At 42.5% G+C, this 19315-nt stretch carries 17 protein-coding genes and 2 CRISPR repeat arrays; of the genes, 4 read left to right on the top strand and 13 right to left on the bottom strand.

The window, feature by feature from the left end; translation table 11 throughout:
* Window positions 1-364 precede the first annotated feature (364 nt).
* From CYLST_RS04435 to CYLST_RS04445, 3 genes are read right to left on the bottom strand one after another with little or no spacing between them, the layout of a single operon-like run.
* Window positions 365-712, bottom strand: a complete 348-nt coding sequence (locus CYLST_RS04435) for a type II toxin-antitoxin system PemK/MazF family toxin (protein WP_015206509.1) — start codon at window positions 710-712, stop codon at window positions 365-367.
* Window positions 699-1517: a DUF6334 family protein gene (locus CYLST_RS35455; RefSeq protein ID WP_015206510.1), complete on the bottom strand. Its 819-nt coding sequence runs from the start codon at window positions 1515-1517 to the stop codon at window positions 699-701. Before CYLST_RS35455 ends, CYLST_RS04435 begins: the two co-directional genes overlap by 14 nt.
* On the bottom strand, window positions 1504-1782 hold the full coding sequence (locus CYLST_RS04445) for a hypothetical protein (protein WP_015206511.1): 279 nt from the start codon (window positions 1780-1782) through the stop codon (window positions 1504-1506). The genes CYLST_RS35455 and CYLST_RS04445 overlap by 14 nt, the downstream gene beginning before the upstream one ends.
* Window positions 1783-2009: 227 nt before the next feature.
* On the opposite strand from CYLST_RS04445, the gene CYLST_RS04450 reads away from it, so the two are divergent.
* Together CYLST_RS04450 and CYLST_RS04455 are read left to right on the top strand one after the other, a co-directional pair.
* A complete protein-coding gene (locus CYLST_RS04450) occupies window positions 2010-2489 on the top strand; it encodes a YbjN domain-containing protein (RefSeq protein WP_015206512.1) in 480 nt (159 codons plus the stop codon).
* A gap of 29 nt (window positions 2490-2518) precedes the next feature.
* On the top strand, window positions 2519-3262 hold the full coding sequence (locus CYLST_RS04455; RefSeq protein WP_015206513.1) for a lipoate--protein ligase family protein: 744 nt from the start codon (window positions 2519-2521) through the stop codon (window positions 3260-3262).
* Between the two features lie 318 nt (window positions 3263-3580).
* A CRISPR array of direct repeats spans window positions 3581-4999; the repeat unit is 37 nt; unit sequence GTTTCAATCCCTAATAGGGATTTTGAGGAATTGCAAT.
* 391 nt (window positions 5000-5390) lie between these two features.
* Here CYLST_RS04455 and CYLST_RS04460 read toward each other — a convergent pair.
* The 4 genes from CYLST_RS04460 to CYLST_RS04475 form a co-directional block, all read right to left on the bottom strand.
* Entirely contained in the window at window positions 5391-6743 is a 1353-nt protein-coding gene (locus tag CYLST_RS04460) for a selenium-binding family protein (protein ID WP_015206514.1), read from the bottom strand.
* 425 nt (window positions 6744-7168) lie between these two features.
* Window positions 7169-7768, bottom strand: a complete 600-nt coding sequence (locus CYLST_RS04465; RefSeq protein WP_015206515.1) for a gamma-glutamylcyclotransferase family protein — start codon at window positions 7766-7768, stop codon at window positions 7169-7171.
* A 351-nt stretch (window positions 7769-8119) separates the two neighbouring features.
* Window positions 8120-8707: a hypothetical protein gene (locus tag CYLST_RS04470; RefSeq protein WP_015206516.1), complete on the bottom strand. Its 588-nt coding sequence runs from the start codon at window positions 8705-8707 to the stop codon at window positions 8120-8122.
* A 463-nt stretch (window positions 8708-9170) separates the two neighbouring features.
* The gene (locus CYLST_RS04475; protein WP_015206517.1) at window positions 9171-9668 is read right to left on the bottom strand and encodes a hypothetical protein; all 498 of its coding nucleotides are present in this window, start codon (window positions 9666-9668) and stop codon (window positions 9171-9173) included.
* Between the two features lie 429 nt (window positions 9669-10097).
* Between CYLST_RS04475 and CYLST_RS04480 the strand changes: the two genes are divergently transcribed.
* On the top strand, window positions 10098-11267 hold the full coding sequence (locus tag CYLST_RS04480) for a glycoside hydrolase family 10-like protein (protein ID WP_245587512.1): 1170 nt from the start codon (window positions 10098-10100) through the stop codon (window positions 11265-11267).
* A gap of 268 nt (window positions 11268-11535) precedes the next feature.
* On the opposite strand, the gene CYLST_RS04485 is transcribed toward CYLST_RS04480, so the two are convergent.
* From CYLST_RS04485 to CYLST_RS04500, 5 genes are all read right to left on the bottom strand, one after another.
* A complete protein-coding gene (locus tag CYLST_RS04485; protein ID WP_015206519.1) occupies window positions 11536-13020 on the bottom strand; it encodes a site-2 protease family protein in 1485 nt (494 codons plus the stop codon).
* A gap of 414 nt (window positions 13021-13434) precedes the next feature.
* Window positions 13435-13575, bottom strand: a complete 141-nt coding sequence (locus tag CYLST_RS34150; RefSeq protein WP_157162526.1) for an RNaseH domain-containing protein — start codon at window positions 13573-13575, stop codon at window positions 13435-13437.
* Entirely contained in the window at window positions 13550-14800 is a 1251-nt protein-coding gene (gene coaBC / locus CYLST_RS04490) for a bifunctional phosphopantothenoylcysteine decarboxylase/phosphopantothenate--cysteine ligase CoaBC (protein ID WP_015206520.1), read from the bottom strand. The genes CYLST_RS34150 and coaBC overlap by 26 nt, the downstream gene beginning before the upstream one ends.
* Before the next feature lie 65 nt (window positions 14801-14865).
* Window positions 14866-15078 carry a protein IsiD gene (gene isiD, locus CYLST_RS04495; protein WP_015206521.1) on the bottom strand — a complete coding sequence of 71 codons (213 nt, stop codon included), beginning with the start codon at window positions 15076-15078 and terminating at the stop codon, window positions 14866-14868.
* Between the two features lie 156 nt (window positions 15079-15234).
* Window positions 15235-15861, bottom strand: coding sequence for an alpha/beta hydrolase (locus CYLST_RS04500; protein WP_015206522.1), 627 nt, complete (start codon window positions 15859-15861; stop codon window positions 15235-15237).
* A 380-nt stretch (window positions 15862-16241) separates the two neighbouring features.
* Window positions 16242-17874: direct repeats of the CRISPR family, unit length 37 nt; unit sequence GTTACAATTCACCCAAATCCCTATCAGGGATTGAAAC.
* 14 nt (window positions 17875-17888) lie between these two features.
* On the opposite strand from CYLST_RS04500, the gene CYLST_RS04510 reads away from it, so the two are divergent.
* Window positions 17889-18908 (top strand): tRNA dihydrouridine synthase, encoded by a 1020-nt coding sequence (locus CYLST_RS04510; RefSeq protein ID WP_015206523.1) that lies wholly within the window; start codon window positions 17889-17891, stop codon window positions 18906-18908.
* Window positions 18909-19035: 127 nt separating this feature from the next.
* Here the strand turns inward: CYLST_RS04510 and CYLST_RS04515 are convergent, their stop codons facing one another.
* A complete protein-coding gene (locus CYLST_RS04515) occupies window positions 19036-19242 on the bottom strand; it encodes a hypothetical protein (protein ID WP_015206524.1) in 207 nt (68 codons plus the stop codon).
* Window positions 19243-19315: the final 73 nt, after the last annotated feature.

Below are 19315 nucleotides of genomic sequence, written 5' to 3' on the forward strand. Positions count from 1 at the left end.
CACGGAAAGACCCCACCCCTCAATCCCCTCCCCACCTCTCCCTAGCCCTCTCCTAAGAGGAGAGGGGAAAGGAAAAACTTTTGTTGCGGGGGAGGGGAGGTTTTGCGTCAGCAAAACCGGGGTGGGGTTCTTCCGGATTGGTTGGTAATTGAATAAGTTTGATATAACGCCATTACAAGGGTTTCACCTTAAGTTGACACGTATGAGCACTGCTGTGCCCCTACCGTGGTCTATTTACCTGAAAATCGCTGTAAATTAGTATTTTGTCTAAAGCATTTTCAACGATTGATACTGCTGTCCGAGTCGGCACGATCAGAAATTCATCTGTTAGCATAATATATATAAAAAATGGCGAATTTCTTACCTAAGTAATATTCAGCGATTTTTTCAGCGCTGTTTGTACTACAGAAATATTGTCTGATGGCAAGATTCCTAACTGCCTGTCAAATACCGACTCATTAACCGTAGCAATTTTATCAGTCCTGATTAAAGATGCCTTTTTTAGCCCTGTTTGTGAAAACTCTGGATGTGTGTCTGAAATCAACACCCAATTTTCCGGTAACTCACCATAAGGAACTTTTGAGAAAATACCCAATATAATTAACTCTTCTCGATGAACTGCTAAAACAAGGGCTGGTCTAAGTTTTGTCGAAGTTAAATCGCTAAAAGGAAAACGGACTAACCAGATTTCCAATAGTTTAAGTTTCTTCATTATAAATATCTTCTTCTGGGTCGTTCCACTCCTGAAATGCAGTTTCTGCGAGTTGCATCATTGTTAGTGTATCACTATTAGTCAAGTGCTTCAGTGTAGATGTAGAAACTTTTCTACCAACCATTTTTGATTGACTCATATCAGTTTCAGCAGCTTGACCTGAAACCATATCTTCTAATTCTTTAATTCGATCAATTAATTTTTGATAGCTCTTGGCTGAAGTTAGCACATGGGTAAGCTGTGATTGATTGGTTAATAAAACTGGTTGCATAGCAGCCATATCAAGAACTAATTGGTAATTGTTACGAGTTTCGGCGAGAGAATATTTGAGTAAAATTTCTGAGTTGAATTGATGTTTTCGGATAGATTCTAGTACTTCTCCCACAGATTCAAATTCAAACATTGCATCATTAGTAATTAATTCTTTTTCATGAGAAATTTGTTCACAAGCAAATACTTTTATGGCTGAACCTTCTGCAAAAAAGGCAAAGCTAGGATGTAGAGACTCAAATGCAAAAATAACCTGATCTTGATAACCTTGGTTATTTTCACATACCCATACAGCCATTAGGTTTTGATTAATCAATGACTTACCCCAAGATGGAGTAGTACTAGTAGGAGTATGATATTTTTCCTCTGTTATTTCTATTTCATCAGTATCACTAAGAGGTAATAATATAATTGTAGTATCTTGAAAGTGAAGTTCAACTCTATCTAGGCAGAGTTCATCACCAGTAAATTCCTTATCTTCAACTATTGATATTCCTGTCAGAGCCTGTCCAATGGGAAATTCATTGATTGCCATATTTATCACGCTTTTTCCTTGCTTGTTTGAGAATTTTAATAGCAGTTTCTGCCTCTGTGTCTCCCTCAGCAGCTAAATTTGCTAATTCACCCACCCTGAGATTTTGGTAATCGCTGCGTAATTGATTAACCTGTCCTTGCCCTCCACCACGCTGACGAATAGCATCGGCAATGGTGTCATCTTTAATATTAACAAGATTGCCAAGTTTCTTCAGTCCTCCAGGTGTGAGCTTAACTCCCTCCTGTTCATCTATTGAATCAATCACTCCATTGTTTGAGGCCTGAAATTTTCAAATATCAGGTGTGGTCATAGATATATAGCAAGTAAATGCTATCCTTTACTAATCGTAATATTTGTTACTTTTATTTAACCTCGACTCAACCTGGTATGACGGATGCTCAGACTATCACCTAAGGTGCTACAAATAACTTTCCCCAGAAGCTATAAAGTATTTGTAGATGAAGCAATAACTATATTCAGACAAAAATCTGTATGACAAACTCCCAGGAAACCCTAACTAGCGATGATTTGATTAATGAACTCATCGCCGAAACAACAACCATCAAGCACGTAGAAGTGATTGAAAATGTCATCGACTCTCTAGAACAAGATGACAGTGCGATGGTTAGCCATAATCCAGAGGGTGCTTATCTCTGGAAGTTTAAGTATGGCAGTGTGGAAGTTTTTGTTCAACTCTCTGGTACTAGCGATGAGGATACGATAACGGTTTGGTCTGAGGTACTTAAGTTACCTGCTAAAGATGAACCCCGGTTGCTGCGATATCTTTTGGAGTTGAATTGTTCTAGCACTTTTGAAGCGCGGTTCGGGATTATTGAATATAAGGTGGTTGTCATCTCAACCCGCACCTTAGCAGAGTTGTCTCCTGGTGAAGTCTCGCGGCTGATTACTATTGTGGCAACGATCGCAGATGATCATGATGAGGCGTTACAATCTGAGTTTGGCGCGACTTAAACGATTTTGGATTTTAGATTGGGGATGAGATGCATAGTAAGCCGGTTTGGCGACTGATTCCTTTGTTAGACGCCCCTGGCGAGGTGCAGATGGCGATTGACCGTTGGTTGTTCTCTCAGCACCAATTGGGACAGCATCCCCCAACTCTGCGGTTTTATACTTGGTCGCCACCTGCTATTTCCCTCGGTTATCATCAACGCGAATATCCTGAATTTTGGCAAAATTTAAGTTGGCAAAGTCAAAAATTAGATGTGGTACGGCGTCCTACTGGTGGCCGGGCTGTGTTGCACCAAGGTGATTTAACTTATGCTGTGGTTACATCGGGAATGAGGGGCAGTCGTCTCCAGATATACCAAGAAATTTGTGAGTTTTTAATTCAAGGGTGGCGATCGCTTGGTGTAGAGTTGGATTATGGTACTTCTGGCCGGGGTTACATCCACAATCCTAACTGTTTTGGTACTGCGACTGGTGCAGATTTGGTGTTGTTAGATCAGACTAAACTCATTGGTAGCGCCCAACTGCGACGAGGTGAAGCTGTTTTACAACATGGTTCTATTCGGTTAAGCCCAGATGCAGATTTGTTTAAGCAGGTATTTGGGACAGAATCTTTTACCACGGCACAATTACCCCAAAACCTATGTAGAGAAGGGGTTATGAGCGCTTTAATTGCCGCAGCAAGCGATCGCTTTTCTATGCAGCTAGAAGTGCAATCTCTCTCTCAGTCTGAGTGGGATGATATTTCAGCACAACCAACTCTAGACAAGCTTGGCTGACAGCGGTTTTCAGGTGAATGAAACACATATTTTGTAGAGACAAGTCATGTTGTAAAGATGTTGCCTGTAACGTCTCTACACTTTAGTCTAATCAATCGGAAACTGCTGTAATAGAGATTTTGATGCATTGCAATTGCATTTAAAGCCTATGTTGCAATACAGTTCAGTTAAGCATTTTTTTCTTCTCTCTGTGTCCTCTGCGCCTCTGCGGTAGCCTGCGGCACGCCGCTCCGCGTCTACGTTAAAAAAATTCACTTTGACAAAGAGTTTTAGGCTTAACTGAACCGTATTGGCGTATGTTGAGTTAGACAGAATCGAGTTTCAATCCCTAATAGGGATTTTGAGGAATTGCAATTAGTGAATTTATGCTAAGTGATATATCAGTTGCGTTTCAATCCCTAATAGGGATTTTGAGGAATTGCAATGGATGTCCAAATGCTGAAGCAGATGAAATGGGTTGTTTCAATCCCTAATAGGGATTTTGAGGAATTGCAATTAATAGAGTTGGCTAATAGAGAAAGAAAGTATACCTGTTTCAATCCCTAATAGGGATTTTGAGGAATTGCAATGTGGCAATTGATAGCTGAAAGTAGGTGCCAATGGAGGTTTCAATCCCTAATAGGGATTTTGAGGAATTGCAATATGGTTACGCATTCCAGCACTGGCTGAGTACTTCCAGCATGGCTATGTTTCAATCCCTAATAGGGATTTTGAGGAATTGCAATGGTTTTAATTGTCACGTTAAAAATGCTGTATTCGTTTCAATCCCTAATAGGGATTTTGAGGAATTGCAATCTGGTTCGGGTGTGGTTGGAATTTCTATTGTTGTTTCAATCCCTAATAGGGATTTTGAGGAATTGCAATAATGTAGGCTTTTGGGTTGAGCAATCTGTAAATCCAGGTTTCAATCCCTAATAGGGATTTTGAGGAATTGCAATGCTAAAGTACTTATGCTAGTTAGTAAGTCTTGATTAGTTTCAATCCCTAATAGGGATTTTGAGGAATTGCAATTTTGTGCAACTGGTTAATAACTGCGATTGCCTCTTGGGTTTCAATCCCTAATAGGGATTTTGAGGAATTGCAATCCAAGAATCTTGCCAGCAAACATCTTGACGTGTAGAGTTTCAATCCCTAATAGGGATTTTGAGGAATTGCAATTTGCCCAATTGTTACCGCCCGTTGTTCCGGCAAGTTACCCTGGTTTCAATCCCTAATAGGGATTTTGAGGAATTGCAATGCTACACCACCCGCTTGTCCAATACCAGTTAGCTTTAGTTTCAATCCCTAATAGGGATTTTGAGGAATTGCAATATTTCTAGAGTATCTTGGCGCTGCAAATAGATATTGTTTCAATCCCTAATAGGGATTTTGAGGAATTGCAATCTAATGTCCTACAAACTCCGGCTTTCGTTTAAACGTTTCAATCCCTAATAGGGATTTTGAGGAATTGCAATTCAGTCCAAAGCCCTGGATAGCGAGGAGATGGAAGTTTCAATCCCTAATAGGGATTTTGAGGAATTGCAATGGTCTTCAGCATACACCGTGGTCAGATTCTTTGAGTTTCAATCCCTAATAGGGATTTTGAGGAATTGCAATAAGGGAAGCTGAGTCATTAGCTCTTAGAGCTATGTTTCAATCCCTAATAGGGATTTTGAGGAATTGCAATAAGATGTTTCTAATACGCTCAACACTGAGAAAGAGTTTCAATCCCTAATAGGGATTTTGAGGAATTGCAATAGCAGGCTTCTGAAACCCTTACTATATTTAGTTTTCAAGGTGCGGTTGCGCGGATCGATCATCAATATACCATTACAGCCGTTGGTTTGAAAATAGGGTTCAGAAAAAAAAGCCTGAACCCCTTTTAGGTTAAGGCTTTCAGAGATCGCGCGGATCGATATTGGGCGATTAGAGGCTGAAACCCTTGCAGTGATTGAGATCCAAGCGTTTTTTTCCAGCATCGAAATTCTACACCTACCCATCCGCGCAACTAGCATCCTGAAAACCAGCTATAAGAGGGAAAAATTCAATAATGTAGAGACCTTGCATGCAGCGTCTCTACATTCCAAAGCGAGAGGAATGTTCGCGAGGTCTTTCTGTGAACTTGATGATTTGACGAACATCCTCTAACTCAAAGCCAAATATCTGAAGTGCAATCACCGCCAGGATAACGCATTTCATGAGCACGAGATGGGCCTGATGGTTCTTGACCAAAATCAACATAGAAATTTTCGTTGATTTTCAATCCGCCGTTTTCAGTATCGCAGTCAACCTGCAATAAATATGAGCCGGTTTTCGACAAGTCAGGATAAAACTGATTATCCCAAGTGCTGAATAGGGAATTGGTCACATAAAGCCGCTGACCATCCAGACTTAACTGTAACATCTGCGGCCCACCAGCCAATTTATGTCCTTGAACTTCACCCCCTTTACCTAGCAACCCACCACACCAAACTTGACCGGTGAGTTGGGGATGGGCAGGATCGCTGATATCATATTGACGAATATCTCCATGTAACCAGTTGGAGAAATAAATATAGCGATCGCACATCGAAATTAAAATATCTGTAATTAACGATGGCACAGGTATAGGCCAGCCTGTCACTTCCACCGCTGGAATGTCAATAACTTTCGCTATTTGCCATTGTTCGTTAGACTTTTGCCAATGCCAAACATTACTACTCAGTGCAGCAGCGACAAATCCATGAGTGCTGTCGGGGTTGTGGTGAAACCGCAACTCTAAGGGAATTAACCCTTCTTCACCCAAATCAAAACTTTGGACAATATCGCGTTTCGTCCAATCCCAAAAATGGATATGCTGACCATAGTTACCAGCAGCAACATCCTTAAGGTCAAAACCAGGATAATAGGTTTTCGGTGCGCCCCACTCGCTACTCACCATCACATTATGACGCGGCTGGTACCAAAAGTCATAGTTAAACCGCATTCCATCAGCTTTATTTTCCCAGCGTCCAGCAATCTCAAAATTCTCATCCAATAACAAAAAGCCGCCGGGGCCATTTCCCTCGCTGTCCCCTAGCATGGAAATCATCACATGACCATCTGCTAGACAATGTACTGTGTGGGGTGCAGTTAAGTTGGTCTTGGCTTTAATTTCTTCTGGTTCAATAACTTTGTGGAGTTTTGGCGCTGTTGTATCTGCTGTATCAACTATATAAATCCGACTAGACCGTTGTCCGGGAATCACGCTAAACCGCCGGGATTTGCTAGCGTCGCCATGACAAGAACTGCAAGCATTCCAGCCAAAATGATGTAATTCATCGCCAATGTAAGGCATCGATAGGCGATGTATGATTTGCGAGTAAGTAGGGGACTTGGGATCAACGTCTACAGTGGCGAGGTAATCTGGTTCTTCGATGCCTGTACCTGTGTAAAGTGCGATCGCATAAAGTACCTGTTCCCGTTCCGCCTGCATCGCTGCTGCTGGGGAAGCGTAACCAGGGCCGCAACAAGCATGAGTCATAGTTATATACCTTAAAAAGCTATGAAAAACCGCGATTAATTATGATGCATCTTTGCACGTTTTACCATCGCTTGCCGCGCCAATGGATAAAATTTTAGTGATAAAAATGCTCCTAAACTCCAGTTCCCCCCCTTTTCAGCTACCGTTTACACACATCTCATGCCACACCTCCCAATCTCTTTGACTCCGGTTCCCCCCTGTCCAAGGGGGGTTAGGGGGGATCTAAACGCTGTGGGGAAACTCTAAAAGACCTGTATGTACAAGGTAGCCTTTCCAAGGGGGGTTAGGGGGGATCTAAACGCTGTGGGGAAACTCTAAAAGACCTGTACGTACAAGGTAGCCCTTTTTAAGGGGGTTAGGGGTGATCTAACAGTGTTTGCCACATCACTAACGACTTTTAAAACATCCTCTAAAGCCCATAATTATTAAGCCGATCGCCTAATTTGTTGTTCTTGATGACGCTGTTGTAATTGGTACATATGATTAAACAAATGCCAGCAATATTCCTCAGGTAGCCCGCAGGTGATAGCACCCCGCAGCACAACGTTAAAGTACCAGTCACTCGGCGCCATTTCTTCAGGTAACTTGTTAACTACTGTATATGTGCGAACATCTTTATATACTTGCTCTTGGCAGTGAATATCTACTAATTCATGGCGATAGACGTCTTGGAGGACACCTTCCCGTTTATCTAAGTGTTCACTCAGTCGCCAAGGTAGCCGATAAAGCACACCTTTAACGCTGGTTTGCGGGTCTTTGACTACATCCAAAACCCCACACTTGCGCTTGGGAGAATAGAGATAAAACCCTAAGCGATAACTTTTTAATATTCCCGTGCCGATGACGTAAGGGTGAGTGTTCTCACCAAGCGATCGCTTTAAATCCACAGGACACATACAAGATCCATAAGCAAAATAGTAAAACATTTGCTCTCGCTGTGGCTGTTGTTGCAGTTTCAACTCTAGCTTTGTAGGATTCTGAGATTGTATCCAACTGTGGTGTAAGTGTCCACTTTTATTACTCATCTAACCGTGGGATTTATTCACTACAAGATTAATAATATCATCAAATGCTAGACATACACCAGCATTCCGATAGATAAACCGTAGATTAAACTAAATTATCTGCTAAAAGCCTGGGTTAACGCGAGTTAGACAAACCTCTCCCTGCCTTGAACTAAAGTTCAAGTCTGTCCCTCTCCGACTCGGAGAGGGACAGGTTTTACGTAGTAAAACCTTTTAGAGGTCAATTGATTCCACTAATTAGGCGGACGCCATTTGAAGAATTGAACTCACGTTAGATTAAAGGGGAAAAGGGAAATCTTCTCCCCTACCCCCAAATTTCGACAATAATCATCAAGAACAGATTTCAAAACGTTATTGGGCACTAGTATCTATCTGCTTCCAGGCTTGAACAACAGACTGTAAAATCCTTGGCAGGCTATTTTGAGAAATATCATTGTACTGAAACGTACCTGCTTGGCTGGTGAGGGTATAAGTAATGTAATCAGCAGCACCGCTGGGTGCTGGGTAACTCAGATTTTGGTATTTACTAAAGTTCTTTTTATCCAGCAATCTTTCAAACTGTTTTACCTGTTGCAAAGAAATGCGGCGGACGCTACGTTCTGAATCATTAGCATCACCAATTAGCACACGAATCAAGCGCCCATCATTGAGTAAAACAGTTTGGTAGGTTCTGCCAGTAATGCCACCACTAGCGATTTCCCGAAATACGATACCTTGATCTAAAGGTGGTGGTAACTCATTTGCGGGAATTTGTACAGGTTTAATACTGTCGGGTTTAGTATTCTCTTTTAAAACTTCATTTGTTGTTTCTAGCGCCAGATTTGCAGAAGCAGCAAAGACACTTCTTATTGGTGTTAATCCGCTAGTAACAGACAAAATTGCAGTTAAAATCAATGCAGTTACAAATTGCTCTTGATTGCTGGTAGTATTTCCTTTCATGAAACTTTTCCTAGTGAGTTTGGTAAGATTGCTCATTGCTGATTAGTTAAAGTACTAATAACTAATAACAAAAGCAGTCTTGGCTAAATGGCGCAATGCAATCTGCTTTTACTGAATGTAAATACCTGCTAACTTATCAGATGTAGCTGAGAAATTTATGCAAATACATAATGAATTAGGACTTCTTGGCATTATCAGCTTGATTCAAGAATTCCCAAACAGCATATTTTCCCAAAACTGAAATAGTTGCGAATATTTTGATGTCAGTTTTTAAGAGGCAGATGTGAATATAGACGCCAGTGTTGCGATTGTTTGTTCCGGAGATTTCACAGTTAATCTCACTGTGCTGACAGAGGCAATTTTAGATTTTGGATTGAAGAGAAAACCTAAAATCGAATTTACCAGAATTTAATTTTTAATTTTCAATTTTTAATTATTTAACTATCCAGTCCAGCCCCAGGCATTAGGCGCTGAGTGGTGCTTGGTCAATTAATACATTGTTAGGTGCATCAAACCTAATGGTGCTAGCAGCCCAGTCTTTTAAATCAGGTGCTAACCAGACTAACTTGCACAGAATCTCATCATTTACCCATAACACTAGCGGGAAGTTAAAGTTCTTCCGAAACTCATTTCGCATCAGATTGGTACTGATGATCAGTTGATTAATTCCTTCCACAGATTCTAAACCCCTGACTATCAAAGCTTCGGGTTGAGCATCACCCAGTAAAGTAGTGATGGTGGTATAAAGTGTTTCTGCCGAACTTGGAAGCAAGATTTCTTTGATATCTGCTGAGGATGATTCTCTTAACAAATTCACTATTTGCTGTTGACTTGTGACTGAGTTACAACAGGCCAAGGTTAGTGAAAATTCGCCAGCAGTGAGCATCATCGCTCTCGCTAGCCTTTTTGTGGCTAATGCGGTGCTGACTGTGCTGTCTTGAGAATCACTTAAGCTGGTCATTAGAAATCCTACATTTTTCTTTTTAAGAAGTTATCAAGCAATTTGCGGTGAATTATTCAATCTGAACTTTGACTTAAAAAAGTTATGCGGGTAACTCAAAAATGAAATTATTTCTGTAAAACCTAATACAATCCTACGCAAGGTCTAATTGAGTAGGTGTATGGGGTGTTGCCCCCCATTTTACCCCAAATTCTGATATTGGTGTCAAATGGAGATGAAATTACCTCAAACGATATAGTCGCAGTCAGCAGCGATCATCTGAAAAAATCTACCAATGGATAGATGTCAGTCGGCGATGCAACTTCTATTTAGTATTCCCAGTCATAATCCATAATTTCACTACGCCGTAGGATAATGATCAAAAGATTTGTAGTGTGGTGTTTTCAGCTTGTTTCTGGCTGGAATGTGCGTCAAAGTAAAATGCTGGGGATGCTTGCCCTGAGTATGGTAACTGCCATAACACTATCCTTGCCCTTAAATGCTCAAACTACCGTGGCGCGATCGCCTACTTCAGAGTTGCGGGGGGTGTGGTTAACAAATATTGATAGTGATGTGTTGTTTGAGCGCGATCGCCTCAAGAAGTCCTTACAACGCTTGGATGAACTCAACTTTAATACCGTATATCCGGCTGTTTGGAATTGGGGTTATACACTTTATCCCAGTAAAGTTGCAGCCAAGGTGATTGGGCGATCCCTCGATCCCACACCCGGACTGCAAGGGCGGGATATGCTCAAAGAAATTGTCACAGAGGGACATAAAAAAGGGTTAACCGTGATTCCTTGGTTTGAATTTGGCTTTATGGCACCGGCTGATTCTCTCTTAGCCAAAAATCGCCCCCAATGGCTAACTAGTCGCAGCGACGGTACGCGGATTGTCAAGGAAGGAACACATGAGCGGGTTTGGCTGAGTCCCTTTCGCCCGGATGTGCAACAATTTATCCAAGATTTAATTGTGGAAATCGTCAAAAACTACGATATCGACGGTATTCAGTTTGACGACCATTTCGGTTTACCATCTGAATTGGGCTACGATGCTTACACAGTAGCACTTTACCAAAAAGAACACCGTGGTCGAGCGCCTTCCAAGAACCCGAAAGATCCAGAATGGGTAAGTTGGAGAGCTAACAAAATTACCAACTTTATGAAGCGGGTGTTCACAGCTATCAAGGCTAATAAAAAAGATTGCCTTGTTTCCGTTGCGCCTAACCCCCAGCGTTTTTCCTATGAGTACTTTTTAGCAGACTGGCAGAAGTGGGAACGGATGGGAATCATCGAAGATTTAGTTTTGCAGATATATCGCAATGATCTGAATGTTTTTATCAGTGAATTAGAGTATCCAGAAGTGAAAGCTGCCCGGAGTCATATTCCTGTGAGTATCGGCATTTTGAGCGGGTTAAAAAATAGGTCAGTGCCGATGTCACAGATTCAGACACAAGTGCAAAAAGTGCGCGATCGCAATTTTGCTGGAGTCTCCTTCTTTTTCTATGAAACCCTCTGGAACATGAGCCAAGAAAAACCCTTAGCGCGTCAGCAGAGTTTCCAGAAAATCTTCCCCACCGCCACAGCTTACCCGAATCTACTCACAGGCTGGAAACCTTAATTACAGAGATTTTCAGGTAAATGAACCACACAGCATCAACTAAAAAACCTGTAGAGACGTTGCAGGCAACGTCTCTACACTGTGGTCTAAATTGATGAAAACTGCTGTAATACCAATCCTCTATGAAGATGCATATAATTAGCCTGGCTTCGCAGGCTTTGTTTCTGTAGCCCCATAAGGAATTGGTATAACCGCGATTTTGATCGTCCTGTGCAAGATCTCAAAAATCCAAGTTTTGAATTTTGCACTTTGAATTCAAGCGCCGTGACTAACCGCCGATTCCCAAGCGTCCAGCCAAGGCAGGAGTTAGGGGTAAGAGAGTGGTAATCATCAAAAATAGCGCCAAAAGACCCAAAGCGGCTCTAGCATCGTCGGGTTCAGTGATTTCATTCAAGCTAGGGCGTTCTTGATCCCGTTGTAATAACAGAATGACGATCAGCCAGTACATAGCTAGAGGATTAGCCAGAGAAACAATCCCTAGCAACAGTAAAGTCGCGATCGTTGCCCTGCCTGCGGTTTTTCGTCCATAAATTGCTTGAACAATGCGCCCACCATCTAGTTGTCCTGCGGGCATTAAGTTTAAAGCAGTGATGATCAATCCTAGCCAACCAATCACCACCAAGGGATGGATACTCACCACAGCAGACTGTAAAGCCGAACCCAGCACCACCCGCGCCAAGCTTCCTACCAAAATCGAACCTTGGAAAAACTGATTTGGCAATTGAAATAAACTGCCAGGGTGGGAAAGTAGCAAGCCAGTGATCAGCATTAACAAAGAAACGATCCCGCCTGCCGCTGGCCCTGCTAAGGCAATATCAAATAATGCCTTGCGGTTGGGCAATAGAGACTCAAAGCGGGTAATTGCACCAAAGGAGCCAATTTGCACGGCTGGTAAAAAGAAAGGCCAACTCAAGGTGACTTGGTGACTCCGCGCCAGTAACCAATGACCGATTTCGTGAGCTACCAAAATCGCGAATATCCCACTGCCTATGGCCAAAGTTTCTTTAAACCGCTCTGGGGTGGCAAATAAATCAAAATTTTGCAGTAACCCCGCAGCTTCTAGACAAGTGGCGAGTGTTGCCACCAATAAAATAACAGCAAAAACTTTTTGCGGTAACAGCATTGGTCGGGGATCACTGCGGCTAGGGAGGATAATCACCACAGGTTTAGCTTCTGTATTTTCTACTAAGAACAGGCGATATTTCTCACCCAGGCGTTCCTGCAAACTCTTAGTCAGACGATTGTGAACCTCCTCGGCTTCTCCCCGCAGATTGCCTTTGAAAACTACTCCTTCTTGGTAGGCGATCGTTTCTGTGGCAAAAAACGTATCAATACCGAAAATACCTTTAATTGCACTCAGGTCTTCATCGGGTATTGCCAGCGCCTCTAGTTTCAGCTCGATAACTCTTGGCTCTGGGGGATTGGCGCTTGATGAGGCATCAGCGGCAAGCTTATCTGTCGCCCGCTGTCTGAGTATGGCATCTTGTCCGGCAGCGCGTAATTTTCTCCCCAAAAAAATGTACAGTCCTGCTGAAACCACTACCAAGAACAATATACCCACAATATTGATGTAGATTCCAGCTGCAAACAATCCAAAAAACAGCAGCCAAGGAGCCATTAACACTACCGACTGTAACCAGGCTAAGATTCCCAGTTTACCAAAAGGTCTGGCGCGATAAAAGCCCCAACCCAAAATGCCCAACGCTACCAGCAAGATTGTTGCGATGATAGTAGTTTCCGATAAAGTAAACATCTCCAAACCTTTGCTATTGAGATCAAGCCCGAACAAGTCAGGTTTTGTAGCTACATTAATTAATTTATAACGTTGCCTGTCGTCTGCCCAACTTATGCAGCTCTGTAGCAATGCTGCTATCAGCCGCAAATCTGATTATTTCTCTGGTTGCCAAGGGCAAATCCTCGACTTCAGACTGTTTACCGGAGATTAGGTACAGGGACTTGACAAATTCGCCGTTTTCTAGATATAATCGGCTTGTTATGGAAATCTATGCATCCATATATATAAGGAATTAATTACAAAGATCCTCCTTGCACAACGGAGTGATAATTACCCCACGCAAAGGTGCAAAAGCGCAAAGTTTTTCTGAGCGTTCTTGCGCTTTTTCGTGATAAATACAGCTTCTGGGGTGGAGATTTATTGGCAGGAAATTTAATCTGATGCTGCTTCTGTATCCTCATCTGCGATCGCTTCGGTCAGGGCAAAATCGCTAATGTAGTCCCGCACAACACGCTCAAAAAATAGGGGTGCGGGTAAAGATGTCCAATCACCGTAATGACTGAATAAAATCAAATAACTGATGGGACATTTCTAATTTTGTACAAGGTGCGATCGCTAATTGACGTCCTTGCTGATCTAAAAATATCGCTTGATTATGATCACTGCCAAAACCACTATCAGCTTGATCTATCGGATTAGCAACGATCGCATCTAATTTTTTACTCTGCAACTTTTCCCGCGCTGGGGTGACAATATCTCCTGTCTGCGCTGCAAACCCAATTAACTGCTGATGGGGTTGTTTGAGTTTCGCTAATTCTGCCACAATATCCGGTACTGGTTCTAAAGGTAAAGCTTGAGGTAGCGATCGCTTGGGCAATTTTTCTGTACTATAATCTCTAGGCTTGACATCCGCCACCGCTGCCGACATCACAGTCACATCGGCATTGGGGAAATATGCCAACATTGCCTGCTGCATTTCTTCTGAAGTGTTCACGGGAATTGCTTGCACTCCCAATGGTACATCCCAACTCGCTATTCCATGCACCAGAGTTACACTTGCGCCTCGGTGCAGTGCCGCTTGTGCTAAGGCTAATCCCATTTTACCTGTGGAGGGATTGCCAATAAATCTCACGGGGTCAAAATATTCTCTTGTTCCCCCAGCACTAATCAACACTCGTTTGCCGGTTAAATCCCGCTTTCCGTTGGTGTGTAACAGCGATTGGATATAAGTTAAAATCTCTGGGGGTTCTGCCATTCTGCCTGCACCGATGCGATCGCAAGCCAATAACCCCGATGCTGTACCCATACCATGATATCGAACATCTGTCAACAACTGACGCCAATTCCGCTGCACCGCCAACTGTTCCCACATATCTGTATTCATTGCCGGTGCCAACAACACTGGACTTGTAGAAGCAAGAACAGTATTTGTCAGCAAATTGTCAGCCATCCCGCAAGCTAACTTTGCCAAAGTATTCGCAGTCAAGGGAGCAATGACCAATAAATCGGCCCATTCACCCAATTCAATGTGCAACGGACGCGAGTGAATCGGTTGCCAAAAATCATCATCTGTGTAGGCGTGATGACGAGATAGGGTAGCTAAAGTTAGAGGGGTGATAAATTTTTGGGCAGAAAGAGTGAGAATGACACGCACTTCTACCCCAGTTTTAAATAGCGTCGAAACCAACTCACAAACTTTGTAGGCGGCGATGCCGCCACCTACAGCAATTAAAACCCGTTTTGATAATTTGGGATTTGGGATTTGGGATGTTGGATTGAAGGATGATGGCATAGACATCTTCGGCTCAAGTTCCGATAATTTATGATTTTAGCCAATCAACCGTCATCTAAAATCTCAGATCCTTATGCTTCATCGTAGGGTTCCAAATCTAAGAGATGGATATAGTCTTCAACCAACTCCGGACGCTGAAATGCGATCGCTCGCAGTAGATGCCAATCATTCAAACCCTCAAAAGCATTACTGTAATTATCCAGCTCCAGACGTGTAGCCAATTCTTCCACCTCTGCCGCAGTCATGGCAGCAATTTCTTTCCTAGAAATGCTTAGAGTTTTCATAATGCTTGCCCCTCCCTTTTGCAGCGTTCGCCTTCAGCTTTGGATTAAGTTGCGTCCTTACGCAACCTCCCAATATATCTTACTCATTAGAGGACATTAATTTCGTAAAAATTGTACTGATTTGTTGCCAAATTTGTAAAATATATGTAATGAACACTAACCAATCGCGTTCACAACGAAATTTCGTAGCACTTCTAACATTTGTGGACTAATTTCATGTCCCATGTCAAATTCGTGGTACTCTAACGCCACTCCTAAAGACTCTACTACTTCCCTTGCCTTCCATGCAGCTTGCACTGGCACAACTTCATCTTGTCTACCATGCATAATTAAAGTCGGGGGATAACTACCGTTAGCTGTCGTTCCGGCACCAGGATGTAAATATCCACTCATGACGACTATACCTGCTAGAGGCAAACTTAATCCTACATCCAAAGTCATAGCGCCGCCTTGAGAAAATCCACTCAAAATAGTCCGCGATAAAGGTATACCAGTGTTACTCTCTGCTGATAGCAACCAATCTGTTAGTAGTTGACGACTTTCTGTTAACCCTTGATACATATTTTCTGACTGCAAATCATACCATGCCTTCCCCATAGGAGAATAAGCATGGGGAAAAGGCGCATCGGGAAACAGAAACTGATAATTAGGCAAGTTAAAATACGGTAATAAAGACGCCACATCTTGGGCATTTGCACCCCAACCGTGTAAAGCGACGATTAAACCTTCAGGTTCTTGTCCTGTTGGTGGTGAAACCTTAATAAAATCTAAAGTTTTAGTCATGAGTCGTTTAGTGAAAATCAAGGCTGAAAAAGATAACCTTTATGCAAATTATGCAAGGATATGAGGATAAATTTCACATTTCTCAACTGATTATTAGAAAGCCGCTTCTAGCAAGGTTTTTGGGCGATAAATGCGCGGATGGGTAGGTGTAGAAATTCGATGGTGAAAAAAAATGCTTCTATCTCAATCACTGCAAGGGTTTCAGCCTCTGAACTATCAATGACGATCCGCGCAAACTCTGAAAGGCTTAATACAAAAGGGTTTCGGCGATTTTTTTTCTTACCCCTCTTTTCAAGCAGCGGCTGGAATGGTACTATCGATCTAGATCCGCGCAACCGCACCTTGAAAACTAAATACTGTAAGCCTTCCAGATGCCAGCGGTTACAATTCACCCAAATCCCTATCAGGGATTGAAACAAGATAAACTCCGAACTACCGGGGACTAGCCAGCGTTACAATTCACCCAAATCCCTATCAGGGATTGAAACCGTTACTTCCCAATGTATTTGCACTAGAGGAAGGTTACAATTCACCCAAATCCCTATCAGGGATTGAAACTGAGATGCAATTCGCTTCTCAACTTTATTCCAAGGTTACAATTCACCCAAATCCCTATCAGGGATTGAAACTCACAAGTTTATTTCTGCTATTAGCTACATTGATGGTTACAATTCACCCAAATCCCTATCAGGGATTGAAACTGGAGCGTAAGCAAAAAGCAGCACGTAAGCGGGCGTTACAATTCACCCAAATCCCTATCAGGGATTGAAACGATTTTTTGGACAATCCCAGTTTGGAAATGTGCCGTTACAATTCACCCAAATCCCTATCAGGGATTGAAACAGCTCCTTTAATAAAAGCTGAACCTATATCACTTGTTACAATTCACCCAAATCCCTATCAGGGATTGAAACTTAGCTGACTGTAATCTAGCTAAGTAATCAGCAATCCCTACAGGTTACAATTCACCCAAATCCCTATCAGGGATTGAAACAGAAAATGTCTGTTACATAGGAGACGCTAAATACAGTTACAATTCACCCAAATCCCTATCAGGGATTGAAACTCGGGACGGCGATCGCTAACAACTCTTTTTAAATCGTTACAATTCACCCAAATCCCTATCAGGGATTGAAACAGCCGGCTTTAGTTCATACTCCACGCTTAACGGCGGATGTTACAATTCACCCAAATCCCTATCAGGGATTGAAACCTCCCACGCTTCAGCCATTCCGGCTAGTTGATATGTTACAATTCACCCAAATCCCTATCAGGGATTGAAACGATGTGGTTGGCATTTGGAGCTAATCTAAAAATTACCTCCTGTTACAATTCACCCAAATCCCTATCAGGGATTGAAACCCTGGAGTTATAGCTCCGATGTTTACGTTGTTCAAACGTTACAATTCACCCAAATCCCTATCAGGGATTGAAACATTGCTACTGGTTCTGGAAGCGAAATATCTAAAGGTTACAATTCACCCAAATCCCTATCAGGGATTGAAACTTGCTAATTTTTTTAGTAATTGGAATAATAGTAAAGTTACAATTCACCCAAATCCCTATCAGGGATTGAAACATCTTCGGGTGAGGAATACTTATCATAGTTCCCTGGTTACAATTCACCCAAATCCCTATCAGGGATTGAAACCATCTATAGCGATCGCCACCCAGCGCAGAATAGTTACAATTCACCCAAATCCCTATCAGGGATTGAAACTTGAGTGCCGCCAGCAAAAACTTCGGTCAGGATGTTACAATTCACCCAAATCCCTCTCAGGGATTGAAACTACTTGCCACCATCCTGAATAAGACACTCCAGATAACCAGGTTACAATTCACCCAAATCCCTATCAGGGATTGAAACTACATAAACATCAACAAACAAAAACTAGCCGAGTGTTACAATTCACCCAAATCCCTATCAGGGATTGAAACATCTCTTCATCTGATATATTCAAGTTGAAGTTTAGGATGTTACAATTCACCCAAATCCCTATCAGGGATTGAAACAACTCTTCATCTCTATGTCCCAGGTATCGCTACCCCAATCGCTTCAGAAAGACCTACCGCTCACCGCTCTTGCGCCTATGCAGGATGTGACAAACCTCTGGTTTATGAAGGTTATTGCCCACTACGGCAGTCCTGACTACTTCTTCACCGAGTATTTCCGCGTGAATGATACCTCACGGCTCAATCGTAACATTCTGGCAGCAATCACCGAAAACGACACAGGTCGCCCGGTTTTTGCTCAAATGATTGGCGAAAGCATTCCAGATTTAGTAAGAACAGCAAAGGAACTCTGCAAATATAATATCGCTGGAGTAGACTTGAACATGGGCTGTCCAGCACCGAGAATCTATCGCAAAAATGTTGGGGGTGGATTGCTGCGAGAACCGGAAAAAGTGGAGCGGATTTTGGGAGAACTACGGCAGGCTGTAAGCGATCGCCCTTTAACCGTCAAGATGCGCGTAGGCTTTGAAAATACAGATAACTTTTACTCCATTCTAGATATAATCAATCGCCACAGCATTGATTTACTGAGTTTGCATGGTCGCACGGTGAAAGATATGTACCACGGGGAAGTGAAATATGATTTGATTGCGGAAGCGGTGAGACGGGTTCATTGTCCAGTGCTGGCTAATGGCAATATCAACTCAGCGACAACTGCTGTTGAAGTGCTTTCTCAAACGGGCGCTCAGGGTGTGATGGTGGGACGCTGGGCGATTGGGAATCCTTGGCTTTTTAATCAAATTCGCCAGGCTTTGCGAGGAGAGCCGATTACGCCCGTTCCTTTAGTAGAGGTACGCAACTATATTGAGCGTTTATGGCAAACCCCCGCAGCGCCAACCATACCAGTGCGAGCGCGGGTAGGCTACCTGAAAATGTTCCTCAACTACATTGCTTTGAGTGTTGATGCTGAAGGTCATTTCCTGCGGCTGATGCGACACACATCTACCGAGGTAGAACTGTTTAACCTCTGCGATCGCTTTCTCCTGGCTGAAGTAACGAAAACTTTAGCCCTAGAACCCTATTCTGGCGTTTAACAAGTTCGCGTAATTCCCCATCCCTCTACAGGGTGGGGATGTAAGCGAGTCAAAAGCGAAACGTTCTCAAGGTGTCTTTTGGCGTAGCCGAAACAGTCTTGAGGACAGTTGAGTTTTTGACAAGATATTAGTTTGCTAGTTTTTCATCTATCAACTGACGCAACCATGCTGCATAACTTTGTTCTGGGTGTTTTATTTTCAAGATTTTTTCTGCAAGTTCATTATCTATAGTTAGTCCAATACGAATTTTTCCTTCCCTATATTTAGCACCATATTTGTTCACCTTATCTTTATTTCTCTGCTGCCACTCAGTTTGTGATTTTGGTTTTTTCATTGCTTGACATATCTAGTTGCCTAGATATAGGATAGTGTTACAAGCCAAAGAAGTCAAAGGAGATAAAAATCTA

It is taken from the genome of Cylindrospermum stagnale PCC 7417 (assembly GCF_000317535.1).
Lineage (GTDB): Bacteria > Cyanobacteriota > Cyanobacteriia > Cyanobacteriales > Nostocaceae > Cylindrospermum > Cylindrospermum stagnale.